Source organism: Neptunicella sp., from assembly GCF_048268085.1.
Taxonomy (GTDB): domain Bacteria; phylum Pseudomonadota; class Gammaproteobacteria; order Enterobacterales; family Alteromonadaceae; genus Neptunicella.
The window spans coordinates 43,440-58,508 of the sequence record NZ_JBLWWF010000025.1 but is presented as its reverse complement, the minus strand read 5'-3'; the positions used below and the strand labels follow the sequence as shown (position 1 = coordinate 58,508).

Genomic DNA, 15,069 nt, shown 5'->3' with positions numbered 1-15,069 from the left:
GAAATCATCTGTCACCCGTCCATGGGGCTATCTCCAGCCCGGCATCCTTGCCGGTCGTTCAGTCAACCACGCTGCTGTGCAGCTAAAAGCGGTCTCCTTCACCTTCTTATTGGCATAAAAAAGCCCACTGGATGTGGGCTCTTGACGATATTCTATGCAGGCTACTAAGGATGACCAACGGCCAGCATGACCTCCTGAAAGCTACTGGGTAAGGGACTAATCTGAATTGGAATATGTAGTCGCTTAGAAATGTCTCTAGCTGAAATCATTCCCACTATTTCCATTGTTGATTGAGCGATAACCAATATATGTTGTAAGCCAAGGTGCTCCATGGTGTGCAATACATCACCTATAGTAGAGTTTAATATGGTCTGTAATTGGATCCCTTTAAATTGACTTTTTGGTACCATTAAATGACCAATCGTCAGGTCATTGCGGTTCACACCCAGGCGATTGGCGACGCTCAGTACACGAGAACTTTGCAAATCGACTAATGAGACTGTTCCTATAAAACCATCAAGTTTATTTGATACCAGTGATACACTGACATGAGCACTTTTCATTAATGAAAGCGCTTCGTCGATGGGCATTTCTTTGTCCAGCATCAGTGGTGGATTACGAGAGTAATTAGTCATTATCTCAATTGCTGGGCTAGTTAACTGCAATGGTTGAATTTTTGATTCTTGACTCAGTGCATACTGATCTAAATTTTGTGCTGCCAATAATTTAAAGTTCGACATGTGTTCACCTTTATATTGTTAATTTGTTAAATACTTCGGATAGAAATGGTATTAAACAAAACTCAAAGGTGGGGCACGTGCTTGTATTGTTTGGTAGTTTGATACCCGTTGAGCGGGTAATTGAGCTGGAATACTATTGACTGATTGGCGGATAATATCCGTTTTATTAAGATGCGCAGGAATGAAGTAATCTAGATCAGGATCAGCGGAAGTCTTGTTTTGATCATCTTGATCGGCACTAATGCTTACTTGAACGGTGAGTTCAGGGGCGCTATATCCCTTGGTTAACGTTAGATTAGGTTGGAAAAGATTAACAACCAACGCCACAACTGCTAAGAGTAGTGAGGTAAATTTAGGTTTTTCCAACATCTGATTCATTGTTATCTTACTATTAATTCTACTGCTGTTAACTGTTAGGTGCTAATAAGTGCTAAAAAGTTCAATAGAAATTTTTTTAATTCGGTATTAATAGATATAGGGGGAAATCGAATTAATTCAAGTAGGTTATTAATACTATTTCAAGAGATTGGCTTTTCCCAAAACAACGCTTTACCTGTCTTAACATCAAGCTGATAGCCCGCAAAACCAAATTTTAGATAAGCTTGCTGGGCAATATGGTTACCTTCAAGTACTTCTAATGTGATTTTACAGCAGCCTCTAAGTTGTGCTTCTTGTTCGATTACGTGCAGTATTCTTTGACTAATTCCTACTCCACGATATTGGGATAACACCGCTAAGTCATGGATATTAATTAAGGGTTTACACTTAAATGTCGAGAAGCCCTGAAAGCAATTCGCAAGACCTGCAGGCTGTTGATTAACATAACATAATACTGAAAATGCATTAGGTACTTTCGCTAGTTCAGCGGTGAGGTTTTTTAATACGTTCGTAGCTAGAGGTGCGCCTGATCCCATTGGATCTTGGGCGTATTGATTCAGTAAAGCGGGAATATCTTGTTGGTGCTTCGGATCGGAATAGTTTGCGATAATGACTTCAATGCTCACAATCGATCCCCGATAGTAAAGAAAATTTAGCCCAGTGGTTACTGGGCTAAAATTTGATCATAGCCCTAATTTCTTCTCTAAATAGTGGATATTGGTACCACCATTTCTAAAGTTTTCGTCGGCCATAATTTTTCGTTGCAATGGTACATTGGTTTTGATCCCTTCGATCACCAACTCATCAAGTGCCAAACGCATTCTGGCAATGGCCACATCGCGACTCTCACCATAGGTGATAAGTTTGCCTATCATTGAATCGTAGTTTGGCGGCACGGAATAACCCGCATAAATATGTGAATCCCAACGAACACCTAATCCGCCCGGAGGATGGAACATATTGATTTTGCCGGGAGAAGGAATAAAGGTTTCCGGATCTTCAGCATTAATACGGCATTCAATCGCATGCCCACGGATCTGAATTTGTGATTGTTCAAAGGACAATGGCTGACCAGCAGCGACTCGTAATTGCTCTTTGATCAAATCAACACCAGTAATCATCTCTGAAACAGGATGCTCCACCTGAATACGTGTATTCATTTCAATAAAGTAGAATTCACCATTTTCATATAGAAACTCAAAGGTACCAGCACCGCGATAGCCAATCTCGATACAAGCTCGACGACAGCGATCACCAATTTTTTCACGCATTTCTGCAGTAATACCAGGAGCAGGTGCTTCTTCAACGACTTTTTGATGACGACGTTGCATGGAACAATCACGTTCACCTAAATGAATGGCGTTACCTTGTCCATCAGCTAACACTTGAACTTCAACATGGCGTGGATTTTCTAGAAATTTTTCCATATAAACCATGCTGTTACCAAATGCAGCACCAGCTTCGGTCTGAGTCATTTCAATCGATGAAGCCAATTCCGCTTCATTGCGAACCACTCGCATACCACGACCGCCACCGCCACCAGAGGCTTTAACGATAATGGGATAACCAATTCGTTTAGCGATAGTTTTATTGCGTTCATGATCATCGGTTAAAGGGCCATCGGAACCGGGAACACAGGGTACGCCGGCTTTTTTCATGGCTTTAATAGCCGAGACTTTATCACCCATCAAGCGAATGGTATCGGCTGTGGGGCCAATGAAAACAAAGCCACTTTTTTCAATCATGTCGGCAAAGTCAGCGTTCTCGGCTAAAAATCCATAACCAGGATGAATCGCAATTGAATTGGTCACTTCAGCAGCAGCAATAATTGCGGGTATATTCAGGTAACTTTCGGTTGCCGACGCAGGGCCGATACAGATGGACTCATCTGCTAGCAATACATGCTTCAAACCACGATCTGCTGTGGAATGTACGGCAACGGTTTTAATGCCTAATTCTTTACAGGCACGTAATATCCGCAGGGCAATTTCACCACGGTTTGCAATAAGTACTTTATCCAGCATATCCATAAGCGCCTATTATTCGATAACGAACATGGGTTGATCAAATTCTACCGGTTCTTGGTTTTCGATTAGAATTTGGGTAATAGTTCCGCTCTTGTCAGCATCAATTTGGTTCATCATTTTCATGGCTTCAACAATACATAATGGATCGCCTACTTTGACTTGTTGGCCGACTTCCACAAAGTTTTTCGCACCAGGGGAAGGTGATGTATAGAATGTTCCGACCATGGGAGAACGCACAATGTGGCCTGTTATTTCGGCTGGTTGAGCTTGTGCGGTTTCTGCTGGAGCAGCGGCTGCAGGCGCAGGTGTTGGAGCTGCCTGAGGCATTGGGGCGGGTACAGAATACTGCATCGGTACGGCAGAAGCGCTACTGCCACGATGGATACGAACGGATTCTTCGCCTTCGGTAATCTCAAGCTCAGATATACCGGATTCTTCAACCAGTTCTATTAGTTTTTTAATTTTACGAATATCCATGGAACACTCTCTTTAGTTTTGCTTAGCCATATGTTGTTTGGCTGCCATTAATGCAAATTCATAGCCTTGAGGACCTAACCCGCATATCACCCCTATTGCCTTATCAGCTAAATAAGAATGCTGTCGGAAAGCTTCACGGCTGTGAATATTAGATAGATGAACTTCTATAAACGGAATCGACACACTTAATAATGCGTCACGTAACGCAATACTGGTGTGCGTCAATGCTCCGGGGTTAATAATAATAAAATCGACTTTACCCATCGCAGCATGAATAGTGTCTAGCAATTGATGTTCGGCATTGGATTGTACATGTTCCAAGCTGATCTGATGTTGGGTCGCTAGCTCCTTCAGCTGCTCAACAATATTGTCTAGACTTTGTGAGCCATATATAGCCGGTTCACGTTTACCTAACATATTTAAGTTAGGACCATTAACTAATAAAATTTTCACTATTATGCATCGATCTTGTAGTTAAAAGCTCATCTTTACGTATTTTTTCACAGAATACGAGCTTAATCATGTTAAGTGAACAAAAAACACACAGGCCCACTTAATTTTTTCCCCATTATAGTCATGACTGGATAAATCGCAGCAAAATACTGGTCTTATCAGCGAAGATTGGCTCAAAATTTATTCATTACCGCATAGATGAACAAGGTTCGTCAAAGGCCGAGTCATGAATTGGTAGCCGATTGGGTGTTAGATTATTGGGGAGACATTTGTCGCACAGACGGCAACGACAATTTATTGCGGGAAATCGGATTCATTGACCGATTGTTTAAATTTATCTGCGGGAATAATATCGATACTCTCATGTAATTCTGAATAGACAATGACTGCATAGCCATTGATTAGCTGTTGGTGTACCTGAGTGACTTTTTGCCGCATATCGACTTCGTTTTCACCGTAATCAGTGCCCTCCCGTAAGACAAAAGATTCAATAATATTTTGTAGTGTGTCTGTATCTAACTGTTCAATAGGAATGATCAATTTAGCAAAGCCCCTGTTGACTGAAAAACTGTGGGATACGTTGATGCAACCATACTGTAGGTTTCCACGGTGTGCCCTGCATAAACCCTACATGCCCTCCCTGGTCACTTAATTCCAGCGTGACTGCCGATGATAATTCATTGGCTGTAGGAATGACCTTGTGATTCATAAAGGGATCATCTTTGGAATGTAAGATTAGGGTCGGGGTTTGAATCAGCCGACTAAAACCTGCAGCACTGCATTGTTGATAATAGTCATCGGCATCTTTAAAACCGTGCAATTTTGAAGTGACGTGTTCATCAAATAAGCGGAAACTGGTGAGACGATTTAGCTCAGAGGCTTTAATTTTTAACCATTCGCGATAATCAATGAATGCCATCTTATGACGTAATTTACGGATCATACTTTTTAATAAATATTTTTGATAATTGCGCGAGAAACCTCGATTTACTGCATCTGCACATTCATTTAAGCGAAATGGTGGCGACACACACACCGCCGCTTGCAGCCACGTTTGTTTTGGATATTCACCGAGTAGTTTTAACAGCATATTGGCACCTAAAGAAAACCCGACCGCTACTTTGTTCAGTTTGGGAAAACGTTGTTGTAACCAATTAAGCATAAAGGCGGCATCAGCCGTATCGCCAGAATGATAAGCTCGGGCCAATCTATTCGGAGTTTCGCTACAACCGCGAAAATGCATTAAAACGCAATGCCAGCCATGTTTAGCCAGTATTGCTAACATGTCTTTTGCATAATGGGAGTGCGCTGACCCTTCCAGACCGTGAAACAGAACAGCAATGCCATGACATTTTTGCGGTTTAGGTGTCCAGCTGAGATCAACAAAGTCACCATCGGGCAACTCTAACCGCTGGGAGTCGAGAGCGATTTGCTGACGACGCTGCAAGAAACGTGGCCAAATAGTCTGTATGTGTCTGTTTTTTGCCCACCAAGCCGGCTTAAATTCGCTGGTGATAATCTGTCCATGACTTTGTGCGTTCACGTCTTTTATTAACTCTTATTATTTAACCTGAAATTGGGAAAACAACGTATTCAGGTATGTAGTGATCGGAAGACAATTTGTGCTGTAAAGTGAAATTTCACTATAGATTAATCATAAGCGCAAGCATACCGATTTAATACGCTTGAATTTTGACAGATCCAGCCAATTAATTTGAGTTGTTAAACTGGGCAATTTGTCGAATCAACCAACTATCCAGTTCAAGCCCTTGAGCGAGACAATAATACTTTAAATTATCCGGTTGATTTTTCGTGGCAGGATTGAGTTTGTTGAGTTGATTTATAATCAGCTTTTGCTGTTTTTTTTCTTGATTTAACTCTATTGCCAACAGCTCTGTGTAGTCTTTATTTTGAGCTTTAATGGCTCTACGTTGTTCGCGTAGCTGTTTTATTTGTTGGTCTGAATCAGCAATAGAGTCAATGAGGCATCGCCAATCATCTTGGCTAAGGCGTGTATTTGACTGATTAAGATAAAGGCCCACTAAAATCAAATTTACGTTGAGCTGGTAGTGATCTTGTAAATGCAAGCACAGCATTTTGTGTGATTTATAAACTTGACCACTAAAGTGCCAAAAGGAATTAGCCTGCCATTTCAAGGTCAAATTCCTGCTGTAATTGCTCAAGCTGTTCCTGTAATTCAAGCCACTGCATTTCAATATCATCCAGCTGAGCTTTCTTTGTCGCTTGTTGTTGTAATAAGTTGGTGAGTTCTTGCTTTCGTTCAGAACTATATAAATCAGTATCTGTTAACGTTTGTTCAATATCGGCCAGAGCGGTTTGATATTGCTGCATTGCTTTTTCATGTTTGCTAATTGCCTGCCGCATTGGATGTGTTTTGTGTCTAAATTCGGCCTCCAGTCGTTTTAATTGCTTACGATCAATACTGGGCTTATCGGATTTAGCTGCTTGATTGGTGGGGTCGGATTGTTGCAGCAAATATTGTCGATAATCGTCCAGGTCACCAGCAAAAGATTGAACCGCACCCTTATCAACTAAATAAAACTCATCACAGACCGAAGACAATAAAAAACGATCATGGGAAACCAATACCATTGCGCCTGAAAATCCTTGTAATGCAATATTGAGCGCATGTCGCATATCAAGATCCAGATGGTTGGTTGGTTCATCTAACAATAACAAATTCGGTTTTTGATACACCACCAGTGCGAGCACTAAGCGGGCTTTCTCACCACCGGACATGGGGGCGACAGGACTGAGAGCTTCATCTCCATTAAAGCCAAAACTTCCCAAAAAAGTCCGCAGGCTGTGTTCGGTGGCTTTGGGATCTATGCTAACCAAATGATCAAGTGGAGTATGTTCTCCGCGCAGGTATTCCAGTTGATGCTGGGCAAAATAACCAATCTGAAGTCCGGCTGAGGTAAGGTATTCGCCCTGAATTGGTTTTTTCTCACCGGCTAATAATTTAATTAAGGTGGATTTTCCGGCACCGTTGCGACCCAATAGGCCTATCCTGCTTCCCGGAACCAGGTTTAATTGTAGTTTTTCCAGAACAATGGTGTCGTCGTAACCCACCTGAACCTGATCCATACTCACTAAAGGATTAGGTAATTTAGGCGGAGGAGGAAAAGAAAACGAAAAGGCACTGTCCTGATGGGCCGGTAGTAACATTTCCATTTTTTCTAGTTGTTTAACCCGGCTTTGGGCTTGTTTGGCTTTACTGGCTTTGGCGCCAAAACGATCGATAAAAGATTGCAAATGCGCCGCTTTTTCTTGCTGACGCTGATAGTTTATTTGTTGCAGGCGCAAACGCTCGGCCCGTTGCTTTTCATAAGCAGAGTAGCCGCCGGAGTATGCGACCAGTTGGCATTGTTCAATGCTCAGTATATGGCCGATGGTATTATCCAGAAATTCCTTATCGTGAGAGATTAGTAATAAGGTTCCGGTATAACGTTGTAGCCATTTTTCCAGCCAGATAACGGCATCTAAATCCAGGTGGTTAGTCGGTTCATCGAGTAACAATAAGTCGGAGTGACATATTAGCGCTTGAGCCAGATTAAGACGCATGCGCCAACCACCTGAAAATGCCGTGACAGGGTGCTCTATTTGTTCGGCTGAAAAGCCTAGGCCATTGAGAATGGTTGCGGCTCTGGCTTGAATATCATAAGTGCCGGCTTCTTCAAGTTGAAGATGAATAGAGGCGATTTTTTCACCTTGGTGACTTTGCTCGGCAGCAACTAACTGTGTTTGCAATTCACGGTAACGTTGATCACCATCAATGACATAATCAATTGCACTGCGCTCAACCGCCGGGGTTTCTTGTGCCACGCTGGCTAAGCGCCATTGTTGTGGCAGATTTACATCACCTTGGTCGGTTTGTAATTGTTTTTTTAGCAGTGCAAAGAGACTTGATTTACCACATCCGTTTGCGCCGATGAGCCCTACTTTATGGCCCGGATAAATACGTGCATTGGCCCCTTCTAACAATATTTTGCTGCCGCGCATCAGTACGACATCGGAAAACTGGATCATCTTTCGCTCATTGGATTATTTTGGGGTATTATCCTTATCCCTTAGCCAGCAAACAACTCTTGTTTACTGGACATTGATGAATAATGATTGTGTGGATATGTCAGAAAAAAGCAAAATACGATTTATAGCTGGTGCCGTTTGCCCTGAATGTAAAGCCTTGGATAGCATTATGCTGTTTTGGCAAGATAATATTGAAAAACTGGAATGTGTAAAATGCGGATATAATGATAGCCAGCCTGACGAAAAGGTTCAGCAGGCTAGCCGGGATCAGGAACAAGTTATTGGTGTGTTCAAGCCGGAATAGTGACGATTAATTACTGCGCTGACTATGACGAATATGGCCATAGTTGAGCACGGCAACAAATACACTGCCACCGACCATATTGCCAGCCAACACTGTTAAAATGATCGGCACTAGTTCAAAGAAGGCAATATTATCGCTGGCAAAATAAGCAGCAAACAATTCGATGGAACCAGCAATTGAGTGATGTAACCCGCCTAAACCGATAATAAACGTTACGATATAAATGCTAAATATTTGACTCAAGGTTGAATAAGTCGACAGCACAATCCATGCCCCTAGAGCCATTAACCAGCCGGCTAAGATGGCGCTAACAAACAACGTGGTAGTGGAAAAATGCATTAAATGTTCGGCTAATATGGCATAGCCGCGACTGGCTTGAATGACATCCTCTGCGATATTTAACAGACCTGCACTAGCCGCCCCGCCGACTAAGTTACCGGCCACGACGACCGCCCAAAGGCGGAATAACTTATTAAAGTTGGATTTTCCGTCTAAGACTGGATACACCGCGGTGGCAGTATGTTCAGTGAATAATTGTGTTCGACTTAAAATACATAGCACAAAGCCGAGAGGATAGACTGCGGCCACAACGACCTTATTCAATCCATGGCTTAAATCAGGGATCAAACTGGCCATTACTGCTACCGCTAACACACTAAAACAGAGAATCATTCCGGCTGCAACCGCGGATAAAAACAGAGAGGCTGCAGGTCTTTCGAGTTGCTCCTTACCTTCTTGTATGGCTTTTTCAAGAATATCATCGGGATGGCGAAAGGTTTCGTCAGTGCGTTTAACGATAACCGAGACAAATTCGCTATTTTCTTGCTTTCTCTCTTTGGAACGGCCGGTTTCTTTATTGCTTAATAATGGATCGCCATTACTGGAAATGATCTGAGACTTTTGTTCTTGCATAGTGTTTCCTATAGCCTTTAGTAGTGAGGCGGTGGTACATCCTGATCTTCACGAGCAATATTAGAGCCTTGCATGGTTTTCACTTTATCCAACAAATATTGCATTTGGAACTGTAATTTTTCCAATTGATGTTGTTGATTGGTTAAAGCGTCATTAAGTTGTTCAATGGTATCTTCTTGAAACGCCACTTTCGTTTCTAACTGTTCTATTTGATTAATTAATTCATTCACTTGTTACTCTCCAGTGGCCACACTTCAGCTAAACCACTACTACTTTCTGAAATTAGACTATGCTCGTTCAGGAAACCAACTGCGTAAACAACGGCTCCTTGAGGTTGGGGGCCTTCTCGCGGTGCGACTCGCCACTCTTGTAGTTTTTCTCCTGTTGCTACATCCCATAAGTCTATGCGTCTTGTGGGCGAGCCGGTAAGTAACTGTTTACCATCTTTAGAAAACCGGGCAGAACTGAAAATTTTCTGACGCTCAAAATAGTGCAGGCGGCTAACTTCCTTGCCCGTTTGTATATCCCATATTCTGGCCAGCTTTTGACTATCAGCGGTGAAGGCATAACGTCCCTCAGGATCCAGTGCCACCATTGTGACTCGACTTGGATGGGTAAACTTGTAGATGACTTGACCACTGCGAGTGTCCCACAAATAAGCCACATAATCATTGCCACCGGTTAGTGCATAAAAGCCGTTGGGAGATAAGTCTACACTGTTAATCTTTTCCTGATGACCTAAAAACTCTAATCGGCGGCCTGTTTTGGGTTCAAAAAACATCACTTTGCCGTTACTCCGTCCGACTAAAATGCCGCGACCCTGATTCGATACGGCAATATCTCGAATATTGGATTCATCAATTCGCCAAAAGCCATCGGGATCACCTGTTGTCAGATTCCATAAACCAAATGCTTCTCTATCTGATGTGACGACATAAGAATTATCGTAAGCAATGGCAAGGCTGACGACCAGATTATTGCCTTCACCTTGATGGCTCCAATGATATTTGGCGGTATTTTGAGTTAAATCCCAAACGGTCACATTTTGTGAAATGCCCGACACCACACTTAAACTGGCGTCGTTTGCAATAACTGCAGCGAGTGCGCCACCTTTGCTATGGGTCGATGATTTTAACGGCTCATCTATGGCGAAAGAGCAGCCTGTCAGGATTAAGGAAAGTACCCATAATCGAAAAAACAACAGCATAACCGGTTTCTCTTTTACTACGGTGGGTTTAGTATAAGCGCTTTGATATAACTACTCAGCTTATTTCATCATGGCAACGGAATTGTTTTTACGATTAAAAGGAATTTTAGACTAATCCTATTGTCAATTAGCCGTCCTATTTTTTGTCTTGTACAGACGGGGTAATTTACCAGAGTCGATTTGTCACAATAGTCTTTTTTATTGACAATTAATTTTTATACATCATTGATTTTATTATCATTTGGAGATTTTCATGAAGTACACATCAGTTGCATTATTGCTTTTGTCATCGCTAGGTTTAGTTGCGTGCCAACAAGAGCAAAGTAACGAAAGCAAAACTCAAATTGCTGCAGAGCAAACTAAAGAGTCGGCAGTAGAACTAAAAACAGATGCAGAAAAACAGGCTTATGCATTAGGTGCTTCATTAGGACAGTACTTAAACCAACAGTTAAACATTCAAGAAGAAACAGGGGTGGTATTAGATCGTCAATTAGTGATGAAAGGCATTATTGCGGCTAGTGAAGATAAATCCATTTTGGATTCTGACCAAATACAAGAGCAAATTACAGCGTTACGTACATTAGTTACCGAAAAACAGGCGGCAAAAGCAGAAGCTGCTGGTGCAGAAAATATTAAGGCCGGTGAGGCGTACTTAGCTAAAAACGCTAAACGAGAAGGGGTAACGGTAACCGAATCTGGTCTTCAGTATGAAGTACTTAAACAAGGTGATGGTGAAAAGCCGAAAGCTGAAGATACGGTCAAGGTGCATTACAAAGGGACATTGCTGGATGGAACGGAATTTGATTCTTCGTATGCTCGTAACGAGCCCGCTGTATTTCCACTTAATCGCGTGATAGCGGGTTGGACGGAAGGTGTTCAATTGATGAATGTAGGCTCTACCTACCGTTTTTATATTCCAGCTGAATTGGCTTATGGTGCTAGAAGTACCGGTAAAATCACTCCTAATTCAACATTGATATTTGATGTGGAGTTATTGGAAATTGTCAAAAAAGCCGATGCGAAAGAGTAACAATGTGGCGGTTGGAATTTGACCGTTAATTAAAAAGCCGGGCATTCGACCCGGCTTTGTTTTCAATGATATTCAGCTTGTTTTCCTTGCTGAGCCTTTTCCCATTCATTTTATGTCCCGTTATACGGGGGATGATGACCGGTTAGCCCGGCTGATTGTTGAACTGGAAAGTATGTATTTCAATGACTTACCTCTTTCAATCAATAGCGTTTGTTGCCATTTTTTATGCGTTAACATTGAGGTAAACCTGATATTCAGAACGCTTTATAATCGACCTCCTGTTTATCTGCGGTGTTAGTTATAGTGTAGTTCACCCTAGCGGTTTAGTTAGTGATTTTTTATAACAAAAAGCGCTAATCTGTTGCCACATAATAGCTGAATAAATTTTGCTTCACGGTGACTAAACTAATGGATAAGGTACTCGGTTAACCTAAGGGTAAACTGCAAATTGTCATTCGATGAATTGGCGCGCTAGTCAGAATAATCTTCTTAAAGATGAGTCGCTATTTTTATAATAAGGTTCGGACTTGAAAACAAAATTAATTACAGCGGAAGGCTATAAAAAGCTAAAAGATGAACATGATGAACTTTGGTATAACCAAAGGCCGGAAATAACCAAGATTGTTACTTGGGCAGCCAGCTTAGGTGATCGAAGTGAAAATGCCGATTATCAATATAACAAACGCAAGTTAAGAGAAATTGATCGTCGTGTTCGTTATCTAAGAAAATTACTGCCTGAATTACAAATAGTCAGCTATTCGCCGCAGCAAGAAGGGAGAGTGTTTTTTGGCGCTTGGGTTGAAATTGAGAATGATGTCGGTGATGTCAAGCAATTCAGAATTGTTGGCCCCGAAGAAATATATGGTGATGCAAAAGATTATATTTCTATTGACTCTCCAATGGCACGGGCACTGTTAAAAAAACAGGTTGATGATGAGGTTGTTGTGCAAACCCCGAATGGTGCAAAACAATGGTATGTGGTTAACATTCGTTATTCGTTGCCATTTGAGGAGTAATAGTACCGTTAAGTCTGACAAGTTTAAAAAGTACTCTGTCCGATCCGCTACCAATGATAAACTGCTCAATTAACCCTTATAGATGCCTTCAAATTAGACGTTTCAATTTACCAGCAAGAGCTTTTACATGATAACTAACACAATCGCTAACGAACTTCAGGTCAGTCCTCAACAGGTACAAGCCGCCATCGCTTTATTAGATGATGGCGCAACTGTTCCCTTCATTGCTCGGTATAGGAAAGAAGCAACGCAAGGGTTGGATGATATTCAATTGCGTCAGCTGGAGCAGCGTTTGCAATATTTGCGTGAGTTGGAAGATAGACGGCAAGTCATTATCAAGTCTATCCGTGAACAGGAAAAGCTGACCCCGGAATTAGAAACACAGTTAACTCGCGTACAAAGTAAAACTGAGCTGGAAGATTTGTATCTGCCTTATAAGCCTAAGCGCCGAACGAAAGGTCAGATCGCCATCGAAGCAGGATTATTACCGCTGGCCGATGCCTTATTCGCTGACCCGACATTAGATCCAGATCAGCAAGCGGCAGATTATGTTAATCCAGATGCTGGTGTTGCAGACACCAAAGCGGCTCTAGATGGTGCCAAATTTATTTTGATGGAGCGCTTTGCCGAGGATGCGGTGTTACTGCAAAAAATCAGACGGCATCTAATCGAACATGCTTTTATCAGCAGTAAGGTCGTGGTTGGTCAGGAACAAGCCGGAGCTAAATTTTCGGACTATTTTGAACATACAGAGAAGCTAATGAAAACCCCTTCTCATCGGGCATTGGCTATGTTCAGGGGGCGTAATGAAGGTATTCTACAAGTCAGTTTGGTCGCTGATCCCGGTCAGCAAGATGATGTGCGAAGCTCATATTGTGAAGTGATAATTGCGGAACATTTAGGCTTAACCTTTTCTGATCGTGCTGCAGATAAGTGGTTACAATCCGTTGTGCAGTGGACGTGGCGGATTAAAACATTACTGCATATGGAAAATGAGTTGTTTGGTTTGTTGCGCGACAATGCCGAGCAAGAAGCAATACAAGTCTTTGCCAAAAACTTAAATGATTTATTAATGGCTGCGCCAGCCGGAGCTAAAGTGACAATGGGGCTCGATCCGGGCTTGCGTACCGGTGTAAAAGTCGCAGTAGTAGATGAAACCGGGAAAGTACTGGCGACCAATACCATCTTCCCTCATGCGCCACAAAATCATTGGGATAAATCGGTTAGAACGTTGGCCAATATGTGTCAGCAATATAAAGTGCAACTAATTAGTATTGGTAACGGTACTGGCTCACGAGAAACTGACAAGCTCGTTGCTGAATTGATTAAAGCCAATCCCCAGTTTGGTTTAAATAAAATAGTGGTGAGTGAAGCTGGAGCGTCGGTTTATTCGGCCTCTGAGTTAGCCTCCAAAGAATTTCCCGATATGGATGTGTCCTTAAGAGGTGCCGTATCCATTGCTCGACGTTTGCAAGATCCGTTGGCTGAGCTGGTGAAGATCGAACCTAAAGCCATTGGTGTAGGTCAATATCAGCATGATGTGAGTCAAAGTAATTTAGGTAAAAGTCTTGAGACTGTCATAGAAGATTGTGTGAATGCGGTGGGTGTCGACTTAAATACCGCTTCCGTAGCTTTGCTTTCTCATGTGTCAGGATTAAACAAAACGCTCGCTAATAATATTGTGCAATTTCGTGATACTCATGGTGCGTTTGAAGGGCGCAAGCAATTGTTAAACGTGGACCGATTGGGACCCAAAGCTTTTGAACAGGCTGCTGGATTCTTGCGGGTGATGAATGGTAAGGATCCGTTGGATCGTTCTGCGGTGCACCCTGAAGCGTATCCATTGGTGACCAAAATTGTTGAAACAGCGGGAACGGCTGTGAATGATTTAATTGGTAATACTGAGCTATTACGACGCTTGAAGCCAGACACATTTGTTAGTGATGAATTTGGTTTGCCAACCATTACCGATATTCTTAAAGAGTTAGAAAAACCAGGCCGTGATCCTCGCCCCGAGTTTAAAACCGCGACCTTTAAAGATGGTGTGGACAAAATTTCAGATCTTAAATTAGGCATGACGTTAGAAGGTGTCGTTACCAACGTGGCTAATTTTGGTGCTTTTGTGGATGTTGGGGTTCATCAGGATGGTCTGGTGCATATCTCGGCGCTGACTAACAAGTTTGTTTCCGATCCCCGTGAAGTAGTTAAAGCTGGCGATATTGTTAAAGTTAAAGTGTTGGAAGTAGATGTTGCACGTAAACGTATTTCATTAACCATGCGAATGGATGATGAAGTGGTGGCTAAACCAGCAGAGAAAAACACTAAAAAAGTCCATGAAAAAGCCCCAAAAACTAGTCGGGGAGCCCAACCTCAAGCCAATCGTGGCAATGCGATTATGGGGAATGCGTTAGCCGATGCTTTTGCCAATGCAAAACGTAGAGGTTAGTTAATTAAGGTTTAGTGGCAATAGTGGAT

General features: G+C 42.3%; 17 protein-coding genes. 4 read left to right on the top strand and 13 right to left on the bottom strand.

Going from position 1 to position 15,069, the window contains the following annotated elements; all coding sequences use genetic code 11:
- Window positions 1–164 precede the first annotated feature (164 nt).
- From ACTD55_RS17190 to ACTD55_RS17145, 10 genes are all read right to left on the bottom strand, one after another.
- Window positions 165–740 carry a CBS domain-containing protein gene (locus ACTD55_RS17190; protein ID WP_438865561.1) on the bottom strand — a complete coding sequence of 192 codons (576 nt, stop codon included), beginning with the start codon at window positions 738–740 and terminating at the stop codon, window positions 165–167.
- A gap of 51 nt (window positions 741–791) precedes the next feature.
- Window positions 792–1,118 (bottom strand): hypothetical protein, encoded by a 327-nt coding sequence (locus ACTD55_RS17185; RefSeq protein WP_438865560.1) that lies wholly within the window; start codon window positions 1,116–1,118, stop codon window positions 792–794.
- Between the two features lie 140 nt (window positions 1,119–1,258).
- Window positions 1,259–1,744: a GNAT family N-acetyltransferase gene (locus ACTD55_RS17180; RefSeq protein WP_438865559.1), complete on the bottom strand. Its 486-nt coding sequence runs from the start codon at window positions 1,742–1,744 to the stop codon at window positions 1,259–1,261.
- 57 nt (window positions 1,745–1,801) lie between these two features.
- Entirely contained in the window at window positions 1,802–3,142 is a 1,341-nt protein-coding gene (gene accC, locus ACTD55_RS17175) for an acetyl-CoA carboxylase biotin carboxylase subunit (RefSeq protein ID WP_438865558.1), read from the bottom strand.
- A 15-nt stretch (window positions 3,143–3,157) separates the two neighbouring features.
- Window positions 3,158–3,622 carry an acetyl-CoA carboxylase biotin carboxyl carrier protein gene (accB, locus tag ACTD55_RS17170; RefSeq protein WP_438865557.1) on the bottom strand — a complete coding sequence of 155 codons (465 nt, stop codon included), beginning with the start codon at window positions 3,620–3,622 and terminating at the stop codon, window positions 3,158–3,160.
- A gap of 12 nt (window positions 3,623–3,634) precedes the next feature.
- Complete coding sequence (gene aroQ, locus ACTD55_RS17165; RefSeq protein WP_438865556.1) at window positions 3,635–4,075, bottom strand: type II 3-dehydroquinate dehydratase; 441 nt, start codon at window positions 4,073–4,075, stop codon at window positions 3,635–3,637.
- Between the two features lie 294 nt (window positions 4,076–4,369).
- Entirely contained in the window at window positions 4,370–4,615 is a 246-nt protein-coding gene (locus tag ACTD55_RS17160) for a YheU family protein (RefSeq protein ID WP_438865555.1), read from the bottom strand.
- Window position 4,616: 1 nt separating this feature from the next.
- A complete protein-coding gene (locus ACTD55_RS17155; protein ID WP_438865554.1) occupies window positions 4,617–5,618 on the bottom strand; it encodes a hydrolase in 1,002 nt (333 codons plus the stop codon).
- Window positions 5,619–5,784: 166 nt separating this feature from the next.
- Entirely contained in the window at window positions 5,785–6,231 is a 447-nt protein-coding gene (locus tag ACTD55_RS17150) for a TIGR02444 family protein (protein ID WP_438865553.1), read from the bottom strand.
- Window positions 6,215–8,125: an ATP-binding cassette domain-containing protein gene (locus ACTD55_RS17145; RefSeq protein ID WP_438865552.1), complete on the bottom strand. Its 1,911-nt coding sequence runs from the start codon at window positions 8,123–8,125 to the stop codon at window positions 6,215–6,217. Before ACTD55_RS17145 ends, ACTD55_RS17150 begins: the two co-directional genes overlap by 17 nt.
- Window positions 8,126–8,222: 97 nt before the next feature.
- Here ACTD55_RS17145 and ACTD55_RS17140 point away from each other — a divergent pair, with 97 nt between their 5' ends.
- Window positions 8,223–8,429, top strand: a complete 207-nt coding sequence (locus tag ACTD55_RS17140) for a YheV family putative zinc ribbon protein (RefSeq protein ID WP_438865565.1) — start codon at window positions 8,223–8,225, stop codon at window positions 8,427–8,429.
- 6 nt (window positions 8,430–8,435) lie between these two features.
- Here ACTD55_RS17140 and ACTD55_RS17135 read toward each other — a convergent pair whose 3' ends face one another.
- Genes ACTD55_RS17135 through ACTD55_RS17125 form a run of 3 tightly spaced genes read right to left on the bottom strand, consistent with a single transcriptional unit; the run spans window position 8,436 to window position 10,548 of the window.
- On the bottom strand, window positions 8,436–9,341 hold the full coding sequence (locus tag ACTD55_RS17135) for a formate/nitrite transporter family protein (RefSeq protein WP_438865551.1): 906 nt from the start codon (window positions 9,339–9,341) through the stop codon (window positions 8,436–8,438).
- A 17-nt stretch (window positions 9,342–9,358) separates the two neighbouring features.
- Entirely contained in the window at window positions 9,359–9,571 is a 213-nt protein-coding gene (locus tag ACTD55_RS17130; RefSeq protein WP_438865550.1) for a SlyX family protein, read from the bottom strand.
- Window positions 9,568–10,548, bottom strand: a complete 981-nt coding sequence (locus ACTD55_RS17125; RefSeq protein WP_438865549.1) for a WD40 repeat domain-containing protein — start codon at window positions 10,546–10,548, stop codon at window positions 9,568–9,570. Before ACTD55_RS17125 ends, ACTD55_RS17130 begins: the two co-directional genes overlap by 4 nt.
- 253 nt (window positions 10,549–10,801) lie before the next feature.
- Here ACTD55_RS17125 and fkpA point away from each other — a divergent pair, with 253 nt between their 5' ends.
- From fkpA to ACTD55_RS17110, 3 genes are all read left to right on the top strand, one after another.
- The gene (gene fkpA, locus ACTD55_RS17120; protein WP_438865548.1) at window positions 10,802–11,578 is read left to right on the top strand and encodes an FKBP-type peptidyl-prolyl cis-trans isomerase; all 777 of its coding nucleotides are present in this window, start codon (window positions 10,802–10,804) and stop codon (window positions 11,576–11,578) included.
- 527 nt (window positions 11,579–12,105) lie between these two features.
- On the top strand, window positions 12,106–12,594 hold the full coding sequence (greB, locus tag ACTD55_RS17115; RefSeq protein ID WP_438865547.1) for a transcription elongation factor GreB: 489 nt from the start codon (window positions 12,106–12,108) through the stop codon (window positions 12,592–12,594).
- Between the two features lie 127 nt (window positions 12,595–12,721).
- A complete protein-coding gene (locus ACTD55_RS17110; protein WP_438865546.1) occupies window positions 12,722–15,040 on the top strand; it encodes a Tex family protein in 2,319 nt (772 codons plus the stop codon).
- Window positions 15,041–15,069 lie beyond the last annotated feature (29 nt).

What these genes read in the sequence shown, in the direction of transcription:
- accC (WP_438865558.1), bottom strand. Translation starts at nt 3,142, where the DNA reads ATGCTGGATAAAGTACTTATTGCAAACCGTGGTGAAATTGCCCTGCGG.
- accB (WP_438865557.1), bottom strand. Translation starts at nt 3,622, where the DNA reads ATGGATATTCGTAAAATTAAAAAACTAATAGAACTGGTTGAAGAATCC.
- ACTD55_RS17140 (WP_438865565.1), top strand. Translation starts at nt 8,223, where the DNA reads ATGTCAGAAAAAAGCAAAATACGATTTATAGCTGGTGCCGTTTGCCCT.
- ACTD55_RS17185 (WP_438865560.1), bottom strand. Translation starts at nt 1,118, where the DNA reads ATGAATCAGATGTTGGAAAAACCTAAATTTACCTCACTACTCTTAGCA.
- ACTD55_RS17135 (WP_438865551.1), bottom strand. Translation starts at nt 9,341, where the DNA reads ATGCAAGAACAAAAGTCTCAGATCATTTCCAGTAATGGCGATCCATTA.
- fkpA (WP_438865548.1), top strand. Translation starts at nt 10,802, where the DNA reads ATGAAGTACACATCAGTTGCATTATTGCTTTTGTCATCGCTAGGTTTA.
- ACTD55_RS17145 (WP_438865552.1), bottom strand. Translation starts at nt 8,125, where the DNA reads ATGATCCAGTTTTCCGATGTCGTACTGATGCGCGGCAGCAAAATATTG.
- ACTD55_RS17110 (WP_438865546.1), top strand. Translation starts at nt 12,722, where the DNA reads ATGATAACTAACACAATCGCTAACGAACTTCAGGTCAGTCCTCAACAG.
- ACTD55_RS17190 (WP_438865561.1), bottom strand. Translation starts at nt 740, where the DNA reads ATGTCGAACTTTAAATTATTGGCAGCACAAAATTTAGATCAGTATGCA.
- ACTD55_RS17125 (WP_438865549.1), bottom strand. Translation starts at nt 10,548, where the DNA reads ATGCTGTTGTTTTTTCGATTATGGGTACTTTCCTTAATCCTGACAGGC.